Here is a 19,973-nt window from a genome sequence, read left to right as displayed (position 1 = left end):
TTTCCCATTTTTGTTCAAGTGACGAGTTTGCGAGCAAAGCGATGATAAAGTGGCCCTGGAAAACGAATGAAGCTAGCCGGGATATGGCGCTGCCATGGGATGACGCGCTGACGATCCCTGTTCTGGCTAATCTTAAGCCGGATGAACAAGCGAAACTGGTTCAGCTGGCGGATCGTTTTTTACAGCAAAAACGTCTGGTTCCACTGCAGGGTTTCGAACTCGATCCCCTGAAAAACGCGCGCATCGCCCTGCTTTTCTGTCTGCCGGTGCTTGAGCTCGGCATTGAGTGGCTGGACGGTTTCCACGAGGTGCTTATCTATCCCGCGCCGTTCGTGGTGGATGACGAATGGCAGGACGATATCGGGCTGGTGCACAACCAGCGCGTGGTGCAGTCCGGACAAAGCTGGCAGCAGGGGCCGATTATTCTGAACTGGCTCGACATTCAGGACTCGTTCGATGCGTCCGGTTTTAATCTGGTTATCCATGAAGTGGCACATAAGCTCGATACCCGCAACGGCGATCGCGCCAGCGGAGTCCCGCTGATCCCGCTTCGCGAGGTGGCGGGCTGGGAGCACGATCTGCACGCGGCGATGGATAACATTCAGGATGAAATAGACCTGGTGGGCGAAAGCGCGGCCAGCATTGACGCCTATGCGGCAACCGACCCGGCCGAGTGCTTTGCGGTGCTCTCGGAGTATTTCTTCAGCGCGCCCGAGCTCTTCGCGCCCCGTTTCCCGGCGCTGTGGCAGCGTTTCTGCCAGTTTTATCAGCAGGATCCGCTCCAGCGTCTGCGGCAAAATGAGGAGTCTGGCGGCCATTCCTCCCGCCAGATCCATTAAGGTTTTTCAGCAGGGGTCCGCTCGCTTGACCGTACCCCTATAGTCAACGCCAAAAACAGCAACGCCATTCCCCACGCGGCCACCGTCAAAGACTGCTCGCCGTAAAAGCGCGTCACCACGGGCACCAGCAGCGCGCTGACGCCGTAGCCTAACGTGTGGCTGGTGGCGATGACGCCCGCGCCTTTCCCGGTGGTCAGCCTGTCGTTCAGCAGCAGCTGGTAGCCCGGCGTGGCCATCGCCGCCCCGAGTGAAGTGATAACAATCCCCACGTAGAACAGCGTTAAACCCGCGACGGTCATCAGCCCAAGCCCTGCGACCATTAACACCGCCGCGATGCAGAGCAAGGTCACCGGGGTGAAATGCTGCGGGCGGACCACCAGAAACTGCGCCGCGAGCGTGGCCAGCGCGGCCAGGCTCAGCAGAAGCGCAACATGATGGCTGATCTCCCGGGCGTTGCCCTCCAGCAGGGGGCTGAGATGCGGCGACAGGCCAAGCTGCATCAGGCTGACAAGCGCCGCCAGCAGGAGCGCCAGCAGCAGGAACGGCAGCATCGAGGCCTGCAGCCGGGTCGCCTGGTGCGCCACCGGCGGCAGCGGCGGGTCTGCGGCTTCGCGAAGCACCAGCAGCAGCGCGACTAACGGCGCGACCGCCATCAGCCAGAGCGGCGCCACCGGGCTGACGCTGAGCATTAGCGCCGCCAGCGGCGGGCCGAGCAGACGTCCGCAGCTGAGGCCGGAGCTTATCGTCGCCAGCGCCGCCATTCTTTTCTCCAGCCCCGCACGCTGAATAGCCCACGTCTGGGCCGCGGGCACCAGCCCCGACACCGTCAGTCCGTAAAGCAGACGTGAAAGAATCAGTCCCGCCAGTCCCCAGACGGTATCCAGCCTTCCGGCCGCCATCGCCCAGACCACCAGCGCCATGACGGCGAAACTGGCCAGATAGCCGCTCAGCGAGGCCAGCATCACGGCCTTACATCCCCGCCGCTCGCTCTGGCGTCCCCACCAGGGCGCGGCCGGTAAAAAGAGCATGGATCCAAACATCAACAGCCCGGCCCAGACCGAAAGCGACAGCCCGGTCAGGGTCACCAGCTGCGGGAGCATCACCAGCAGGCCGTTTTGCCCGATACCTAATAAACCCGCACATAGCGCCAGGGGCCAGTTGGCTTTTGAGGCGACGTTTTCGGTCAATGTTTCTGAGTCAGCGCGCATGAGAATGTGAACATAGTGTCAATAAATGTGTGGAAATCATGAAGTTTATGAAAACAAATATTGCAAAAATGGTTGCGACTGTAAACAGAATGAATATCATAACGAGAATTATTATCAATCATGGAATGAGGTACATCTATGCGTGCTCTGCCCCGCTCTGCCGGTACAGACGTTGCAGCCCAGTGTTTTTTAAACGCCCTGTTGCGCGAAACGAAGGACTGGCGCTATCTCCCCGCTACCGCTGCGGATGCGTTACCGAACATTCATATCCCGCTGTCCCAAACCCAGGCTCTTCGGGTTCCGGTACGCTATTTCTCTCCCACCCAGCATCATCAGTACCGTTTCCCGGCAACGCTTATTCAGAGCAACAGTGATGACGGTGACGCCGTCACATTTAATCAGCTGGTTGATTTAATTCTTGAAAAACCATCAGTTAAAGGCTCGCTGGATGCCGATACGCTGGCGCGTTTTAAGCAGCGCGTTCTCGAAAGCCATGCGCACACCTGGCAGGCGATCGATCTGCGCCACGGCTGGGCAACCCTGCGCGATAAGCCGCTGACGTTTGCCGACGCGGAACAGGCGCTGCTGGTCGGCCACGCGTTTCACCCTGCGCCGAAGTCGCACGAGCCGTTCAGCGAAACCGAGGCGCGTCGCTATCTGCCCGATTTCGCCTCCCGCTTCCCGCTGCGCTGGTTTGCCGTTGAGAGCGCGCTCGTTGCCGGCGACAGCCTGAACGTCTCCCTGCGCGAGCGTCTGCTGCGCTTCGCAGCCCAGAGCGCGCCTGAGCTGCTCGGCCACTTCACCGACACCCGCTGGCTGCTGCCGATGCATCCATGGCAGGCCGACTATCTGCTGGAGCAGGACTGGTGCCAGCGTCTGGCGGAAAACGGTTCATTGCAGGATCTGGGCGAAGCGGGCGCGCAGTGGCTGCCTACCAGCTCGTCCCGCTCGCTGTACAGCGAAACCAACAGCGACATGATTAAGTTCTCCCTCAGCGTGCGCCTGACCAACTCCGTGCGCACGCTGTCGGTCAAAGAGGTTAAGCGCGGAATGCGCCTGGCGCGCCTGGCGAAAACGGAACGCTGGCAAGAATTACAGGCACGCTACCCAACCATGCGCGTGATGCAGGAGGACGGCTGGGCGGGGCTGCGTGACGAAAGCGGCGTTATTCAGGAAGAGAGCCTGATGGCCCTGCGCGTCAATCTGCTGTTCGATACGCCAGACACCCAGACCAACGTGCTGGTGAGCCTGACCCAGGCCGCGCCGGACGGCGGCGACAGCCTGCTGGCCTCCGCGGTGCGCCGTCTGAGCCAGCGTCTGGATTTACCGCTCGCCCAGGCCGCCCGCTGCTGGCTGGATGCCTATTGCGACCGCGTGTTGCTCCCGCTGTTCAGCGCCGAGGCAGACTACGGTCTGGTCCTGCTGGCGCACCAGCAAAATATCCTCGTTGAGATGCAGCAGGATTTCCCCGTCGGGCTGATCTACCGCGACTGCCAGGGCAGCGCGTGGACCGAAGGAGCCGACGCGTGGCTGAAAGAGGCGGGCGAAACGGAGGTGGAAAATCGCTTTGGTGAGAGCCAGCTGCTGCGCTACTTCCCTTATTACCTGCTGCTGAACTCTACCCTTGCCGTCACCGCCGCCCTCGCCGCCGCCGGTTTCGACAGCGAGGAGAACCTGATGTCCCGCGTGCGCAACGCGCTGGCCGAACTGCGCCGCACGGCGAAGCAGACCCGCTGCCTCGACTACGTCCTCGACAGCCCGACCTGGAACTGCAAAGGCAACTTCTTCTGCTACCTGCACGATCGCAATGAAAACACCATCGTCGATCCGGCGGTGATCTATTTCGACTTTAGCAACCCGTTTTACAAGGAGAAGGCGTAATGGCAATCGCGAATATCGTCCATTCCGGCTACGGCTTTCGCTGCACCGCAACGGATCGCGCGCTGCCGCTGACGTTGGGTCTCGACGGCAGCGCGGTGCTGGAACGTCTGAATGGGCTCCCGGACGGCTGGCTGGTCGAAGCACTCGATCAGCTGTTTGTTGCCGCGCCCGCCCTGACCGGCATTACCCTGCCCTGGGCGACCTGGCAGGATGAACCCCAGGCACAGGCGCTGTTTAGCCTGGCCCACGGGGACTATCTGGCACGCGAAACCTTCTGGCAGCTGCCGCTGTGGCTGAAAGGCGAACGGCCGCAGGCCAGCGGCGGGATGCAGTTTGATGAGAACCGTCAGCTGTACTTCCCGCTGCGTCCTCACCGCCCGCAGGGCGAAGTGTACCGTCGCTACGATCCGCAAATTAAGCGCACCCTCAGCTTCCGCGTGGCCGACGTGGCGCTGGACGGCGAGCGCTTTACCCAATGGATGAACAACCCGCGCGTGAACGCCTTCTGGGAGATGGCGGGCCCGCAGGCCGAGCAGGAAAGCTACCTGCGCCGTCAGCTTGACTCGACCTACTGCTACCCGGTTATCGGCTGCTTCGACGACCAGCCGTTCGGCTATTTTGAGCTCTACTGGGCGGCGGAAGACCGCATTGGCCGCCACTACCGCTGGCAGCCGTTTGACCGCGGGCTGCACATGCTGGTGGGTGAAGAGAACTGGCGCGGCGCGCAGTACATCCGCAGCTGGCTGCGCGGCCTGAGCCACTATCTGTATCTCGATGAACCGCGCACCGCGCGCATCGTCGCCGAGCCGCGCTTCGACAACCAGCGCCTGTTCCGCCATCTGGCCTCCGCCGGTTTTGAGACGATGAAAGAGTTCGACTTCCCGCACAAGCGCTCGCGCCTGATCATGAGCCAGCGTCACCGCTTCTTCAGCGAGGTGGGCCTGTGAACGCGCTCTGGCAGAAAGTGAACCGCGAGCTGGTGGCGAAGATCCTCGCCGAGCTGGAGTACGAACGCACCCTGCGCGCTGAGCCGGTTTCGTCGGACGGCTGGCGCATCGCCATGGGCACCGAGTCCTGGCAGTTTCGCGCCGCGCGCGGGATCTGGGGCTGGCTGCATATCGACCCGGACAGCCTGATCGCCGCCAGCGGCGAGGCCGTCGAAGCGGAAAAGGCACTGCTGCAGCTGGCGACGGTGCTGGAGATGAGCGACGCGCAAACGGCAGAGCATATGGAAGATCTCTACGCCACGCTGCGCGGCGACATGCAGCTGCTGCAGGCGCGTGAAGCGCTGGACGCGGACGCGCTGATCCACCTCGACCCGGACGAATTACAGTGTCTGATGAGCGGTCACCCGAAGTTTATTTTCAACAAAGGTCGCCGCGGCTGGGGCCTGGACGCGCTGCGTCAGTACGCGCCTGAGTATCGCGGACGTTTTCGTCTGCACTGGGTTGCCGTTCAGCGGGAGCATCTGGTCTGGAGCAGCGACGCCGATTGCGATATCAACGCTCTGCTGGCGAGCGCCATGGACAACGCCGAGCGCGCCCGCTTTGACGCCCGCTGGCAGGCGCTGGGTCTCAACAACGGCTGGCTGCCGGTGCCGCTGCACCCGTGGCAGTGGCAGCAGAAGATTGCCGTTCATTTCCTGGCCCAGCTGGCGCGCGGAGAGATGGTTGAGCTGGGCGAATTTGGCGACGAGTATCTGGCGCAGCAGTCCCTGCGCACGCTCACCAACGCCAGCCGTCGCGCGCCGTACGACATCAAGCTTCCGCTGACCATCTACAACACCTCCTGCTATCGCGGCATCCCGGGCAAATACATTGCCGCCGGGCCGCTGGCCTCGCGCTGGCTGCAGCAGCAGTTTGCCACCGACGCCACGCTTGCCCGCTCCGGTGCGCAGGTGCTTGGCGAACCCGCCGCCGGTTATCTATCGCATCCGGGCTATGCGGCTCTGCCGAAAGCGCCCTACCGCTATCAGGAGATGCTGGGGGTTATCTGGCGCGAGAATCCGTCCTGTTATTTAGAAGACGGTGAACAGGCGGTACTGATGGCCGCGCTGATGGAAACCGACAATGCCGGGCGCCCGCTGATCGACGCGTGGATTAAACGCTCGGTGCTAAGCGCCGACGCGTGGCTTGAACAGCTGTTTGAGGCAACGGTGATCCCGTTCTATCACCTGCTCTGCCGCTACGGCGTGGCGCTGATCGCCCACGGCCAGAACGTGACGCTGGTGATGAAGGATTATGTCCCGCAGCGCATTCTGCTGAAAGATTTCCAGGGCGATATGCGCCTGGTGGATGAGGATTTCCCGCAGGCCCAGAGCCTGCCGGAGCAGGTTAAGGCCGTCACGGCGCGCCTGAGCGCGGATTACATCATTCACGACCTGCAAACCGGCAACTTTGTGACGGTGCTGCGCTTTATCTCGCGCCTCACCCTGCAATGCGGCGTGAGCGAAACGCGCTTCTACCAGATTCTGGCCGGGGTATTACGGGGTTATATGGCGGCGCACCCGGATCTGGCAGAGCGCTTCGCCAAATTCGATCTCTTCAAGCCGCAGATTATTCGCGTGATCCTCAACCCGGTCAAACTGACCTTCTCCGAACACGACGGCGGCAGCCGCATGCTGCCGAACTACGTCACCGACCTTGATAACCCTCTTTTTCTCGCCTCCCGGGAGTCAGCGCAATGAAAACCTATGATTTCATCGGCATTGGTATTGGCCCGTTTAACCTCAGCATCGCCGCTCTGGCCGAAGGGCTGGACGGCTTTAGCTCGCTGTTCCTTGAGCGTAAACCGCATTTCTCCTGGCACCCGGGAATGATGGTGCCGGACTGCCACATGCAGACCAGCTTCCTGAAGGATCTGGTCAGCGCCGTGGAGCCAACCAACCGCCACAGCTTCCTGAACTACCTGGTGCAGCGCAAAAAGTTCTACCGCTTCCTGACCACCGAGCAGCGCACCGTCTCCCGCGAAGAGTTTGCGGACTACCTGTGCTGGGCGGCGGAAAACCTCACCAATCTGTCCTTCAGCCAGCAGGTGCAGCAGGTGAGCTTTGATGAGAAAAGCGGCCTGTTTGAGGTGGTGACCCAGCGCGACCGTTTCCTGGCGCGCCACGTCTGCGTGGGGATTGGCAAACAGATCAACCTGCCTGACTGCGTTACAACGCAGGACGATACCTGCTTCCACGCCAGCGAGATGATGCTGCGCACGCCTGATCTCGCGGGCAAGCGCGTCACCGTCGTCGGCGGCGGCCAGAGCGGCGCCGACCTGTTCCTGAATATCTTCCGCGGCGAATGGGGCCAGCCGCTGAGCCTGAACTGGGTATCGCGCCGCAATAACTACAACGCGCTGGATGAAGCCGCCTTTGCCAACGAGTATTTCACGCCGGAGTACGTGGACAGCTTCTCCACGCTGGGCGAAGAGGCCCGTCGTCAGATGCTGCACGAGCAGAAGATGACCTCCGACGGGATTACTACCGAGTCCCTGCTGGCGATTTACCGCGCCATGTACCACCGCTTCGAAGTGCTGCGTGAAAAACCCTGGGCGCACCTCCTGCCGTCCCGCTCGGTGACGGCCCTGACGCGCCAGGAAAACGGACATCGTCTGAGCATTCAGCATCACCTCGACGGCGGCCGCGAGCAGCTGGAGAGCGACGTGGTGATTTTTGCCACCGGCTACCGCGCCGTGCAGCCGGCGTTCCTCGCGCCGCTGTCCCACCGCCTGAAGCTGGATACGGACGAAGCCTTCTGCATCAACAACGATTTCACCCTCGAATGGGACGGCCCGCAGAGCAACCGCCTGTTTGCCGTGAATGCCGGGATGCACCGTCTCGGCATTGCCGAACCCCAGCTCAGCCTGATGGCCTGGCGCGCGGCGCGAATTTTGAATCGCGCGCACGCGGACGAGCCGTTTGAGCTGGCCACCACACCCGGCGTTATCCACTGGCGCACCACCGCCAGCCCGGACAGCAGCACGGTTTTTAAATCGTTAGCAAAAACCACCGAGTACTGACACACACAATCAGGATCAACATAACAATGAAACGTTCTCATCTTTGGGTTTTAAATCCTTGCTTGCTTGCAATGCTTTCTACCTCTGCGTGGGCGGAAGAACAAAAGGAAGAAAATATCGTAGTCTCCGCCAGCCGCGCGCACCGCAGCGTGGCGGAGATGGCGCAGACCACCTGGGTCATTGAACGGGCTGAAATTGAGCAGCAGGTTCAGGGCGGGAAAGAGATTAAAGAGGTGCTGGCACAGCTGATTCCGGGCATGGACGTCAGCAGCCAGGGCCGTACCAACTACGGCATGAACCTGCGCGGCCGCTCCATGATGGTGATGGTGGACGGCGTTCGCCTGAACTCGTCCCGCAGCGACAGCCGCCAGTTGGACTCTATCGATCCGTTCAACATTGACCGTATCGAAGTGATCTCCGGCGCCACCTCGCTCTACGGCGGCGGCAGCACCGGCGGCCTGGTGAACATCGTCACCAAAAAAGGCCAGCCGGAGACCGAAGTTGAGTTCCAGACCGGGACAAAGAGCGGGTTTAACAGCCACAACGATCACGATGAGAACGTGTCGGCAGCCGTAAGCGGCGGCAACGATAACGCCTCCGGTCGTCTGTCGGTGTCATATCAGCGCTACGGCGGCTGGTATGACGGCAAAGGCAACGAGGTGATTATCGATAACACCCAGACCGGCCTCCAGTATTCCGACCGTATTGATGTGATGGGCACAGGCACCATCAACATTGACGATCGCCAACAGCTGCAGCTGACGACGCAGTACTACAAGAGCGAGTCCGACGGAAAGCACGGGCTGTATCTCGGGAAGAACTTCTCGGCGGTAACGGGCGATGCAACCGCGTACAACAAAGATAATCTCGATTCTGACCGCGTACCGGGCACCGAGCGCCATCTGATTAACCTGCAGTACTCCAATACCGATTTCTGGGGCCAGGATCTGGTCGCGCAGATTTACTATCGCGACGAGAGCCTGACCTATTATCCGTTCCCGACCCTGACCAAAGGCGTGGTGAGCAGCATCGGCGCGTCGCAGCAGAAAACCGATTTTTACGGCGGCAAGCTGACGCTGAACAGCAAGCCGGTGGACGATTTGACGCTGACCTGGGGTGTGGATGCCGACCACGAAACCTTCGATGCCAACCAGCAGTTCTTTAACCTGAGCAAGGCTGCGGCGAGCGGCGGCATGGAGCTGGATAACGCCTACAACGTGGGCCGTTACCCGGGCTACAGCATCACCAACCTCGCCCCGTTCCTGCAGGCCAGCTACGACATTGACGCCATCACCCTGAGCGGCGGCGTGCGTTATCAGTACACCGAGAACAAGGTAGACGACTTTGTCGGTTACACCCAGCAGCAGGCCATCGCCACCGGGAAAGCCACCTCCGCCGACGCGGTGCCGGGTGGGAAAACCGATTACAACAACTTCCTGTTTAACGCCGGGATCCTCGGCCGCCTGACCGAACAGCAGCAGCTGTGGTTTAACTTCTCCCAGGGCTTCGAAATTCCGGACCTGGCGAAGTACTACGGCTCCGGCACCTATCAGCTCAGCAACGGTCACTATCGCCTGCTGAACAGCGTCAACGTGAACGATTCGACGCTGGACGGTATCAAGGTTAACGCTTATGAGCTGGGCTGGCGCTATACCGGCGATAACCTGCGCACGCAGGTCGCGGCGTATTACTCGCTCTCGGATAAAACCATCACCATCAACAAGACGGATATGACCATCAACCTGGAAGACGACAAGCGTCGTATCTACGGGGTGGAAGGTCAGGTGGACTATTTCTTCTCCGACAGCGACTGGAGCACCGGTGCGAACTTTAACGCCATCAAGTCTGAAACGCGCGAAAACGGGAAATGGGAGAAGCTGACGGTTGACAGCGCAAGCCCGTCAAAAGCCAGCGCTTGGGTCAACTGGGCGCCGGGCGACTGGACCCTGCGCGTGCAGAGCACGCAGACCTTTGACGTGTCAGATTCCGACGGCAAGAAGATCGATGGCTATAACACGGTCGACTTCCTGGGCAGCTACGCCCTGCCGGTGGGTAAGGTCAGCTTCAGCGTGGAAAACCTGCTGGACAAAGACTACACCACCGCCTGGGGCCAGCGCGCACCGGGGCTGTATAGCCCAACCTACGGCGCACCGGGGCTGTATACCTATAAAGGCCGCGGACGTACGTTTGGTCTGAACTACTCCGTACTGTTCTGATCCTGCGCGCCGCCTGCGGGCGGCGCATTTTGCTGTGTAATTTCAACGCGAATTTGCTATAAAATCAGCGATTTGCTGAAATTGTCGGCAAACAAACGAAAAGTGCGTTTTCACCCTTTGACAAGGCGTACTGAGGTCGCTACTATGCGCCTCGTTCACACGATTCCTCTGTAGTTCAGTCGGTAGAACGGCGGACTGTTAATCCGTATGTCACTGGTTCGAGTCCAGTCAGAGGAGCCAAATTTGAAAAGCCTGCTTTTAAAGCAGGCTTTTTGCTTTTCTGCGTATCTGAAGTTAACTCTGAATCGCATCCAGCCTGGCAATCACCTTAATCTCAAACTGGAATCCGTACAGCCACGTCACGCCGATCCCGGTCAGCGTCGGGTAAGGCGCTTCCCCCCAATATTCTGGCAGGATACTCCAGATAGCGTCGAGGTTTGACTCGGGATCGACGACAAAGAGAGTAACGTCAACAACGTCATCGAACGTGCAGCCCGCAGCCGTAAGAACAGCATTAAGGTTATCGAATGCCAGCCGGATCTGCGCGTTGAGATCCTCTTCAGGCGAACCATCCTCCCGGCTACCAACCTGCCCCGAGACAAACAGGAAGCCGTTAGATTTGATGGCGGGTGAATACCGGTTGCGCTCGTAGAGCGCCTGCCGTCCGAAGGGAAAAACGGCTTTGCGTATTGTCATGTTAGTACCTTTGTAATGGGGCGAAATCTGCCCGGTGAACACAAAGACACTTTACAGGTGTCGGATCGGGCGGATAAACAAGCGACTTTGTTCATCATTGTTTGTAATATCCAAACAATCGGTGAAAAGAAAGGACTTGGGATGGATCGTTTCGATGCGATGCGCGCCTTTGCTCGCGTGGTGGAGGCAGGCAGTTTCACCAGGGCTGCCCAAACGCTTCATATGAGCAAAACCACGGTGACGCAGCTTATTCAACAGCTGGAAGCGCGCCTGCGCGTCAAGCTGCTCCACCGCACCACCCGCAGGCTCGGCGTCACTCCTGATGGCGCGGTCTACTACGAGCGCGTCATCCGCCTGCTGTCGGACATGGAAGATGCTGAAAACAGCCTGTCCAGTGCGACGATGACGCCCCGGGGGCGACTACGGGTGGACGTGCCCACTCCTCTCGCCCGCCTGGTGATGGTGCCCGCACTACCGGCTTTTCACGCGCGCTACCCTGATATCCAGTTCGACATGGGCGTGAGTGACCGGGTGGTGGATCTGATCGGCGACAACGTGGATTGCGTCGTGCGCGGCGGCGAAATCAACGACCAGTCCCTGATCGCACGCCATGTTGGCGATTTGCAAATCGGTGTTTACGTCGCACCGAGCTATGTGGAACGCCTCGGCGCACCTGCGCATCCGCGAGAGCTGGAAAACACGGACCATCGCATAGTGGGATTCTTGTCCTCACGCACCGGCAAGGTTGATCCTCTGGTACTGCACGGTGAGAGCGAACATATTGAAATCACGGGCAGCTACGTGCTTGCAGTGGATGATGGCAACGCCTACCTCGAAGCCGGGCGCGCGGGATTAGGCGTGATTGCGCTACCCGTTTATATGGCGGCAGCACATCAGGCTTGTGGCTCCTTGATTCCGCTATTTGAAGACTGGCGTATTGATCCAATGCCCCTGTACCTGGCCTTTCCGCCGAACCGCCACGTTAACGCCAAACTGCGCGTTTTTATTGATTGGATCGTTGAATTGATGCAGCAGCATGTCCCCACTTCCGCCAATAAATAACTGCATCTCAGCCCGCTGATCCGCACATTAGCGTTGACTGGTGGTCATCATGGCGTTTTGACAGAAAGGGAATTCAAAGTTGGCTTACAATTTAGCCAACTTTGGGTAAGGCGATCCAGTCAAAGGCGCCAAATTTGAAAATTTTGCTTTTCTATAGGCCGTTGCTTTCCGCGGAACCCACCAACTGCCGCCAGGCCGCAACCTCCTCGTTCAGCCATGCGACAAAAAGAGCCACCTCCGGCTTCGTCTCCGTTGACCGCGCTGTCACCAGCCAGTAAGGCCAGGGATACGGCGCGGTAATGGAGATTAGCTGGACCAGTTCACCCCGGGTGATGGCATCCTGAACCAGAGAGCGGCGCTCCAGCGCGATCCCTTTCCCGAGCCGAACAGCTTCGATAATGATATTGGAGTCGTTAATGCATAAACCGCCAGGCACGATCTCTTTGTCCAGCCCCGCATTCACGCACCACGTTTTCCACGACTCCATGGAAAAAATAATATGACTTTTTGCAATCTCAGCCGGCGTAGCGGGCAACACACCGTCGTTATAGCCAGGCGCGGCCACCACAATGAGTTCATCGGAAAAAAGGTACTGGCTTTCGCTCCCTTCCCAGTTTCCTTTCCCCATCCGTATCGAGATGTCTATCCCCTCCTGCTGCAGGCTGGTGACCGTCAGGCTGGCCTGGATCCGAAGGGTGATTAGCGGATATTTCGCCCGAAAGCGTTCCAGACGCGGCAACAGCCAGTGGCATCCAAAAGACGGCACCATCGCCAGCGTCAGCTCCTGCTTTCTCGGCTTCACCTGTACAAGCCGGGTGGCATCCGCAATATGGTTCAACGCCTCGCGTACCTGCAAGGCATAGAGCCGCCCTTCTTCGTTGATCTGCACCCCGCGTCCCTGACGGATAAAGAGCTTTACGCCCACCATCTCCTCCAGCAGTTTGATCTGCTGGCTGATTGCGGAATGGGTAACGTGGAGTTCTTTCGCCGCCAGCGTCACGCTGCCAAGACGGGCGACGGCTTCAAAGCTTCGCAAACTGGCAATGGGTGGAAAATCCGACATGAAAGCACTCCCTTATCCGCGCTGGATGTATAACGGCAACTTGCCCACATGTCAGTAATACTAACCTTTACGGTAAGATACTGAAGATATTCGCCAGGAAGTTTGTATTGTACTGTCTGTTCATCCTCTTCAATGACGCGTTATTTCACAGAGACAGGAAAACGGGAACGATGATTAAGCTTGTTGGCATGATGGATTCACCTTATGTACGGCGCGTGGCGATCTCCCTTGAGCTTTATGGCATTGAGTTTGAAAGCCAGCCGCTGTCGGTCTTTAGCACTTTCGAAGCGTTCTCCCGAATCAACCCCGCGGTAAAAGCGCCCACGCTGATTCTGGATAACGGAATACGTTTGATGGATTCGTCGCTGATACTGAATTATTTCGAGGCTCAGGCCGCCCCCGGGCGGAGGCTCCTGCCCGTCGCGCCGGATGCGCTGGCAAACGATCTTCAGACGCTGGGCTTTATCCTCGCCGCCGCGGAGAAAGCCGTGCAAAATGTGTATGAACACCACCAGCGCCCGGTGGAAAAGCAGCACGCTTTATGGGTCGAACGCATTACAACCCAGCTGCTGGCGGCCTGCAGGGAATGGAATGCCTTGCTGAAGACGCGTCCGGCCTCCGCCGCTCCCGATCAGGTTACCGTCACGAGCACGGTTGTCTGGACGTTTATTCAGTCGATGATCCCGCACGTCGTTAACGCAGCGGATTTTAGAGAGATTCAGGCGGTTGCCGAATCATTCGAATCACAGGCGGTCTTTAAAAAATATCCGTTCAACTAAGCAATGAGCCCGGTCAGCGCAGCGCTACCGGGCAAACCAGCACCTAAATCTGATAATCAATCGCCACTTCTTCCGGTTCCATCACCTGGCGTTTAATCTCATCCACCGACAGCCCGGCGTTGCAGAGCTCGATAAAGCGCCACACGTAGTTGCGCTGCAGCTGCCCGCGCTTCAGGCCAAGCCATACGGTATTGGCGTCAAACAGATGACGCGTATCAAGACGCACCAGGTTCCCGTCCTCGCGTTCTCCGCTGGACTGTTCCGCCACCAGGCCAATGCCCAGACCCAGCTCGACGTAGGTTTTGATCACGTCAGAATCCTGCGCGCTCAGCACCACGTCCGGCGTTAGCCCTTTGCGGTTGAAGGCCTCGTCTATGCGCGAACGTCCGGTTATCCCCTGGCGGTAGGTAATCAGCGGCCATTTCGCGACGTCTTCCAGCGTCAGCGGGGAAACCTGATTCAGCGGATGATCGACCGGGAGTAATAAGCTGTGGTACCAGCGGAACCAGGGGAACGCCACCAGCAGCGGGTCGTTGCTCAGGCGCTCGCTGGCAATGCCGATATCCGCCCCACCGTTTTGCAGCAGCACTTCAATTTCCTGCGGCGTGCCCTGGATGAGTTCCAGACGGACGTCGGGGAAAAGTTCGCGGAACGCTTTAATCACCGGCGGCAGGCTGTAGCGCGCCTGGGTGTGGGTGGTAGCGATGGTGAGTACACCCGAGGCGTCATTGGTAAAGAGATCCGCCAGACGACGCACGTTGCTGGCCTCGTTGAGGATCCGCTCTGCGATGGTGAGCAAAGCCTTACCAGGCTCCGTCATGCCGAGCAGCCGCTTGCCGCGACGGATAAAGATCTCTATGCCCAGCTCCTCTTCCAGCTCGCGGATATGGCGGCTGACGCCGGACTGAGAGGTATAAAGCATATTGGCGACCTCGGTCAGGTTGTAGTCCCGCCTGGCCGCCTCACGGATAATTTTAAGTTGCTGGAAATTCACGATTCACTCCGGCGCATCTGACATAGCTCTATTGTTAGAGTCAGCCGCGCTGCAGAACAAATAATAAAAACCAGCATCTTATGCTTTTATGGAATATCAGCTCACGAGCTGGAGTTCACGGTTCTCAAGCGACGGCTTGCTGACCAGCGACATCAAAATCTCTTTTACCGCCTGCGCCTGCGGCGACAGCGAACCGCGTGCAGACATGTTCAGCGACAGCGGCAGGCTCATCGAAGGCGTAGTGATGCGCGCCATCCAGCCGTTCGCCGCGCTGCACAGCGAGCGTGCTGCGGATTCCGGCAGAACCGTCACGCCCATTCCGCTGGCAATGGCCGCGGTGAGCGTGGAGATTGAGTCAATTTCACCGATGATCTTGGCCGTCAGGCGGCGCAGGGAGAACGCTTCGTCCACGCGCACGCGCACGGCGCTGTAGTCGCGCGGCAGATAAAGGTTCATCTCTGCCACGGCGGTAAGGTCTACGCTCTGGCCCGGACAGTCGCGGGTCCCCACGAGGTAGAGATCTTCTTTGAGCAGCGGCTGGCTGGTGATGCCGGCGACCGGGGAGCGATCGTAGAGGACCGCCATATCCAGCTGGCCGTTGAGCAGTTTGTCATTCAGCACGGAGCCGCTGTTTTCGTGCAGGTACACCAGCACCTCAGGCAGCTCGGCGCGAACGGCCTGCAGCAGCGGCATGGTAATAGAGGACGCGGCCGTTCCCGGCGCCAGTCCAATAGAAACGTGCCCGCTCAGGGTTTGGCCCACGTTATTCACCGCCAGCTGCGCCTGTTCACACTGGCGAAGGATGGTGCGCGCATGGGTATACAGGATCTTGCCTGCTTCCGTTGGCGTGACGCCGCGTTTGGTGCGAATCAACAGCTGCTGATCCATCTCGCCTTCCAGAGTAGCCACCTGCTGGCTCAGCGCAGGCTGCGCGATATGCAGCACTTCTGCCGCTTGAGTCAGGCTGCCGATATCGACGATTTTTACGAAGTATTTCAGTCGTCTTAAGTTCATTTTGCCCCCTGTTCGAAATGCTGTGCCGGAACCGGCTGTCGTTGTTGAACAGGTTTTGCAATATGAATGCCACTTTTACCAGGCGGTCTAAATTGTTCGCTAAGCGCCTGAAAATAAGGAAACCTAATTACAGAGGGGGGTTTTATTACCGAAACAGCAGTTTATGATCTGCCCCATTAGGGGTACACCCGCACCATGACGGTGCATTCCGCTGTCAAAAACATCACTTTGCCGATTTTGTCAGCAAACAATCAAAAGGCGTTGATCCACCCTTTGACAAGGCGAACGCAGGTCGATAATATGCGCCCCGTTCACACGATTCCTCTGTAGTTCAGTCGGTAGAACGGCGGACTGTTAATCCGTATGTCACTGGTTCGAGTCCAGTCAGAGGAGCCAAATTTGAAAAGCCTGCTTTTAAAGCAGGCTTTTTGCTTTTCTGCATCTCGAAAAATTGTCGGGTGGCGGCTTGGCCTTACCCGACCTACGGGGCTCGTGTGTGCCCCCTCTCCCGTGGGAGAGGGTTGGGGTGAGGGCACCAGCCCGCACTATACCTTTACATGCCAAGCTTCACCGGCATCCCCGACCGCCGTTCCAGCTCAGCGCCCGCGCCCTCGTTTATCAGCTGCGTTCGCTGCGCGGCTGAAATAGGCAGCGGCACTTTCCGGATTGACTCAAATTCCGCGCGGTTACGTGATAGTGGCTCGTGAACTTCCACCCAGCGGCTGCCGTCCGGCTCGGTGGTGACTTTAACCGGCGTGTCGATAAGCTGCACGCGGGTGCCTACGGGAACATGATCGAAAAGATACTTGATGTCGTTATTGCGCAGACGGATACAGCCCTGACTCACCCGCAGCCCGATGCCGAAATTCGAGTTTGTGCCGTGAATGGCATACAGCCTGCCTATGTAAATCGCATACAGCCCCATCGGGTTGTCCGGCCCGGCGGGCACGAATGCCGGCAGCGTTTTCCCTTCTGCCGCATAGGCACGGCGCGTATTCGGCGTTGGAGACCAGGTTGGCCCCTCCTGCTTACGCTCAACGGCCGTCACCCAGTTACGCGGGGTTTCGCGCCCGGCCTGACCGATGCCGATGGGCAGCACTTCAACGGTGTTACCGCCCGGCGGGTAGTAGTAGAGACGCATTTCTGCCGCATTCACGATAATGCCCTCGCGGACGGTGTCAGGCAAAATCAGCTGCTGAGGGATCACCAGCCGGGTGCCAGGTTTGGGCAAAAAAGGATCCACGCCCGGGTTTGCTTCCAGCAGGTTGCTCAGCCCCTGCCCGTATCGTGCGGCAAAGGCTTCCAGAGGCAGCGTGTTGCCTTCGGGAACGGTGATGATAATCGGGGTACCTACCAGACGACTGCCTTCCGGCGGAAGCGTATAGGTTACGGCAAACGCACCGGGTACAGCGGCACACAGCGAAAGGACGAACCAGGTAAGTCGAATCATAGTTTCCTGTGCTCAAAAAAGAGAAAGCCCGGATTAAGGCAGGCTTTCTCAGTTTACGCTATTACGCCTCGGTTTTGCGCCACCTGCGCGTCAGCACTTTCTCCGCCTCGACAATAAGGAACATCACAAAACCAATCAGGAAGGTGATGACCCAGTAGCGGAACGGCAGCGCTTCGGTGCCAAACAGCATCTGCATGAACGGTGCGTAAATGATAAGAAGCTGTAGCGCCAGCAGTACGCCGCTCACGATCCAAATCCCTTTATTCGCCAGCAGGCCTTTGCTCAGCGAGAAGCCGTCATTAACGCGGCAGTTGAGCATGTAAAACCACTGCGCAGTGACCAGAGTTTGCAGCAGCACGGTGCGGATAAATTCCGCCGAATAGCCGCGCGGCTGTAGCCAGGCTTCCAGCACGAATGCGCTGATGGCAATCATCAGACCGACAAACACCACGCGCCAGATAGCATAGCCGTCCATCACATGTAGATTAGCCTTGCGCGGTGGCCGGTTCATGATGTCCTTCTCACCCGCTTCAAACGCCAGGCCAAACGACAGCGTTGCCGACGTCGCCATATTCATCCACAGGATCAGGACCGGCGTCAGCGGGATCAGGTTCCCCGCCAGCAGCGCGATGATGATCAGCAGAGCCTGCGCGATGTTGCTGGGGATAACGAACAGAATGGTCTTTTTCAGGTTGTCGTAAACCCGGCGCCCCTCGTGCACCGCGCTGGCAATGGTGGCAAAGTTGTCATCCGTTAACACCATGTCGGCGGCCTCCTTGGTCACTTCCGTCCCCTTAATCCCCATGGCGATACCCACATCCGCCCGCTTGAGCGCTGGGGCATCATTTACGCCATCCCCGGTCATACCCACGACTTCCTGCTTACTTTGCAGAGCCTGCACAAGACGGAATTTATCCTCCGGGCTGGTTCGGGCGAAAATATCGTACTGCTGCGCGGCGTCGCTCAGCTGACGATCGTCCATCGCTTCCAGCTCACGTCCGGTGATAGCGCTTGCGGCGTTACCAATCCCCAACATTTGCCCAATGCTCATGGCCGTTTGCGGGTGGTCGCCGGTGATCATTTTCACGCGGATCCCGGCCTGCAGACAGTCGGCAATGGCGGTAATGGCCTCCGGACGCGGCGGATCCATCATCCCTGCAATACCCAGCAGGATCACGCCGTCATGCAGGTCCGGGTGATCCAGCTCGCGTTGCCCCTCGCGGGCAGGTTTCCAGGCCGCAGCCACCATGCGCAGCCCTTCCCGGGCATACTCTTCAATCTTCCCTTCCCAGTAAGGCTGATCGAACGGCTGCAGCCCGTCATTCGTCTGCTGGTACTGGCAGAGGCGGAACAGGACGTCCGGCGCGCCGGTGATTAAAATCACCTCTTCATCGCCCAGCCGGTACAGCGTGGACATGTATTTATACTGTGAATCAAACGGGATTTTGCTGCGCATTTCGGTATCGAGCGGTGGGAGCGGGATTTTCGCCGCCAGCACCTTCAACGCGCCCTCGGTTGGGCCCCCGGTGATTTTCCACAGCCCCTGCTCGTCTTTGATCAGCTGGCTGTCATTACAAAGGTCAATGGTGCGCAGGTAGCGTTCCAGCAGGGAACCCTGCGTCACGCTGACGGGCGTTGGGTCATCTACGGGGTGAATATTCCCCACCGGTTCGTAGCTGTCGCCCTCCACGCGATAGGTCGTGTCAGCGGTAATCACCGCTTTGACCGTCATTTCATTCATCGTCAGGGTGCCGGTTTTATCCGAGCAGATGACCGTCATCGCCCCCAGCGTTTCCACCGTAGGCAGCTTGCGAATGATGGCCTTGCGACGCGCCATGGCCTGTACGCCAAGCGAAAGGATGATGGAGATGATGGCCGGCAGGCCTTCCGGCACCGCGGCAACGGCGAGGCTGATAAGCGACAGCACCAGCTCGGAAACCGGCATATCGCGGAACAGAAGGCTAAAGACAAACAGCGCCACCATCATCACCAGGATAGTGATGAAGATGGTCTTACCGAGCTTATCCATCTGCACCATCAGCGGCGTGCGGTGCTTTTCAATGTCGGACATCATCTGATTGATGTGGCCCAGCTCGGTCTCGCCCCCGGTTGCCACCACCACGCCTTTACCGCCGCCGGAGCTGACGGTGGTGCCTGAGTAGAGCAGATTATACCGGTCACCTAACGGCAGTTCCCCGCTTAACGCATCGCTGTTTTTCTCAACAACGGTGGATTCGCCGGTCAGGATGGCCTCCTCCACGCGAAGGTTATGCGCTTCAATCACGCGCAGATCGGCAGGGATACGATCCCCGGCACGGATCACCACGATATCTCCCGGGACCAGCGCCGTGGTGGGGATCGTTTCATGATTCCCCTGTCGTAACACCACGGCTTCGCTGGAGAGCATATTGCGAATACTCTGCAACGATTTTTCAGCATTGCTCTCCTGGATATGGCCAATCAGCGCGTTAATGATGGCAACCCCAAGGATCACAAACATGTCTACCCAGTGGCCCATAAAGAGCTTAAGCAACGCGGCCACCAGCAGAACGTAAATCAATACATCTTTAAAATGCGCCAGGAAGCGCAGCCAGGCGGGTTTACCCTTTTTTTGCGGTAACGCATTTTCACCATGCTGCTGCAGTCGGGCTGATGCCTCTGTGCCGCTAAGGCCTTCCAGGGTGGAGTGGATATTCGACAGGGTTTCGTCAACGGTTTGTTGATAATACGGACGTTCAGGTTTTCCTGTTTTCATCGTTCCTT

General features: G+C 58.8%; 15 protein-coding genes and 2 tRNA genes. 10 read left to right on the top strand and 7 right to left on the bottom strand.

Annotation, left to right across the window (positions count from 1 at the left end):
- The first annotated feature begins 41 nt into the window (after positions 1-41).
- Positions 42-839, top strand: coding sequence for a DgsA anti-repressor MtfA (gene mtfA / locus UTM25_RS00470; protein ID WP_194399570.1), 798 nt, complete (start codon positions 42-44; stop codon positions 837-839).
- On the opposite strand, the gene UTM25_RS00465 is transcribed toward mtfA, so the two are convergent.
- On the bottom strand, positions 836-2,047 hold the full coding sequence (locus tag UTM25_RS00465; protein WP_194399571.1) for an MFS transporter: 1,212 nt from the start codon (positions 2,045-2,047) through the stop codon (positions 836-838). The two genes, mtfA and UTM25_RS00465, sit on opposite strands and share 4 nt — an antisense overlap.
- A 138-nt stretch (positions 2,048-2,185) precedes the next feature.
- Here UTM25_RS00465 and UTM25_RS00460 point away from each other — a divergent pair, with 138 nt between their 5' ends.
- The 6 genes from UTM25_RS00460 to UTM25_RS00435 all read left to right on the top strand — a co-directional run bounded on the left by UTM25_RS00460 (position 2,186) and on the right by UTM25_RS00435 (position 10,392).
- The gene (locus tag UTM25_RS00460; protein WP_194399572.1) at positions 2,186-3,928 is read left to right on the top strand and encodes an IucA/IucC family protein; all 1,743 of its coding nucleotides are present in this window, start codon (positions 2,186-2,188) and stop codon (positions 3,926-3,928) included.
- Positions 3,928-4,875 (top strand): GNAT family N-acetyltransferase, encoded by a 948-nt coding sequence (locus tag UTM25_RS00455; RefSeq protein ID WP_194399573.1) that lies wholly within the window; start codon positions 3,928-3,930, stop codon positions 4,873-4,875. Before UTM25_RS00460 ends, UTM25_RS00455 begins: the two co-directional genes overlap by 1 nt.
- A complete protein-coding gene (gene iucC / locus UTM25_RS00450) occupies positions 4,872-6,614 on the top strand; it encodes an aerobactin synthase IucC (RefSeq protein ID WP_194399574.1) in 1,743 nt (580 codons plus the stop codon). Before UTM25_RS00455 ends, iucC begins: the two co-directional genes overlap by 4 nt.
- A complete protein-coding gene (locus UTM25_RS00445; protein WP_194399575.1) occupies positions 6,611-7,936 on the top strand; it encodes a lysine N(6)-hydroxylase/L-ornithine N(5)-oxygenase family protein in 1,326 nt (441 codons plus the stop codon). The genes iucC and UTM25_RS00445 overlap by 4 nt, the downstream gene beginning before the upstream one ends.
- Before the next feature lie 26 nt (positions 7,937-7,962).
- Positions 7,963-10,152, top strand: a complete 2,190-nt coding sequence (locus UTM25_RS00440) for a TonB-dependent siderophore receptor (RefSeq protein WP_194399576.1) — start codon at positions 7,963-7,965, stop codon at positions 10,150-10,152.
- A 164-nt stretch (positions 10,153-10,316) separates the two neighbouring features.
- Positions 10,317-10,392 (top strand) — tRNA-Asn (locus UTM25_RS00435).
- 54 nt (positions 10,393-10,446) lie between these two features.
- On the opposite strand, the gene UTM25_RS00430 is transcribed toward UTM25_RS00435, so the two are convergent.
- Positions 10,447-10,848 carry a RidA family protein gene (locus tag UTM25_RS00430; protein ID WP_194399577.1) on the bottom strand — a complete coding sequence of 134 codons (402 nt, stop codon included), beginning with the start codon at positions 10,846-10,848 and terminating at the stop codon, positions 10,447-10,449.
- 141 nt (positions 10,849-10,989) lie between these two features.
- On the opposite strand from UTM25_RS00430, the gene UTM25_RS00425 reads away from it, so the two are divergent.
- Entirely contained in the window at positions 10,990-11,910 is a 921-nt protein-coding gene (locus tag UTM25_RS00425; protein ID WP_194399578.1) for a LysR family transcriptional regulator, read from the top strand.
- Positions 11,911-12,061: 151 nt separating this feature from the next.
- Here UTM25_RS00425 and UTM25_RS00420 read toward each other — a convergent pair whose 3' ends face one another.
- Positions 12,062-12,973, bottom strand: coding sequence for a LysR substrate-binding domain-containing protein (locus UTM25_RS00420; RefSeq protein ID WP_194399579.1), 912 nt, complete (start codon positions 12,971-12,973; stop codon positions 12,062-12,064).
- A gap of 173 nt (positions 12,974-13,146) precedes the next feature.
- On the opposite strand from UTM25_RS00420, the gene UTM25_RS00415 reads away from it, so the two are divergent.
- Positions 13,147-13,752 carry a glutathione S-transferase family protein gene (locus tag UTM25_RS00415; RefSeq protein ID WP_320714184.1) on the top strand — a complete coding sequence of 202 codons (606 nt, stop codon included), beginning with the start codon at positions 13,147-13,149 and terminating at the stop codon, positions 13,750-13,752.
- A gap of 43 nt (positions 13,753-13,795) precedes the next feature.
- Here UTM25_RS00415 and cbl read toward each other — a convergent pair whose 3' ends face one another.
- Positions 13,796-14,746 carry an HTH-type transcriptional regulator Cbl gene (cbl, locus tag UTM25_RS00410; RefSeq protein ID WP_023336219.1) on the bottom strand — a complete coding sequence of 317 codons (951 nt, stop codon included), beginning with the start codon at positions 14,744-14,746 and terminating at the stop codon, positions 13,796-13,798.
- A gap of 96 nt (positions 14,747-14,842) precedes the next feature.
- Positions 14,843-15,760: a nitrogen assimilation transcriptional regulator NAC gene (nac, locus tag UTM25_RS00405; RefSeq protein WP_008499475.1), complete on the bottom strand. Its 918-nt coding sequence runs from the start codon at positions 15,758-15,760 to the stop codon at positions 14,843-14,845.
- Between the two features lie 320 nt (positions 15,761-16,080).
- Between nac and UTM25_RS00400 the strand changes: the two genes are divergently transcribed.
- Positions 16,081-16,156 (top strand) — tRNA-Asn (locus UTM25_RS00400).
- 157 nt (positions 16,157-16,313) lie between these two features.
- On the opposite strand, the gene ldtA is transcribed toward UTM25_RS00400, so the two are convergent.
- Together ldtA and UTM25_RS00390 are read right to left on the bottom strand one after the other, a co-directional pair.
- Complete coding sequence (gene ldtA / locus UTM25_RS00395) at positions 16,314-17,210, bottom strand: L,D-transpeptidase (RefSeq protein WP_194399581.1); 897 nt, start codon at positions 17,208-17,210, stop codon at positions 16,314-16,316.
- Positions 17,211-17,271: 61 nt separating this feature from the next.
- Positions 17,272-19,965 (bottom strand): cation-transporting P-type ATPase, encoded by a 2,694-nt coding sequence (locus UTM25_RS00390; RefSeq protein ID WP_194399582.1) that lies wholly within the window; start codon positions 19,963-19,965, stop codon positions 17,272-17,274.
- Between the last annotated feature and the right edge of the window lie 8 nt (positions 19,966-19,973).

The sequence above is a fragment of the Enterobacter sp. 61D5 genome (assembly GCF_034107965.1).
Lineage (GTDB): Bacteria > Pseudomonadota > Gammaproteobacteria > Enterobacterales > Enterobacteriaceae > Enterobacter > Enterobacter cloacae_M.
The sequence above is the reverse complement of the archived record's forward strand: the minus strand, read 5'-3'. Positions and strand labels throughout refer to the sequence as shown.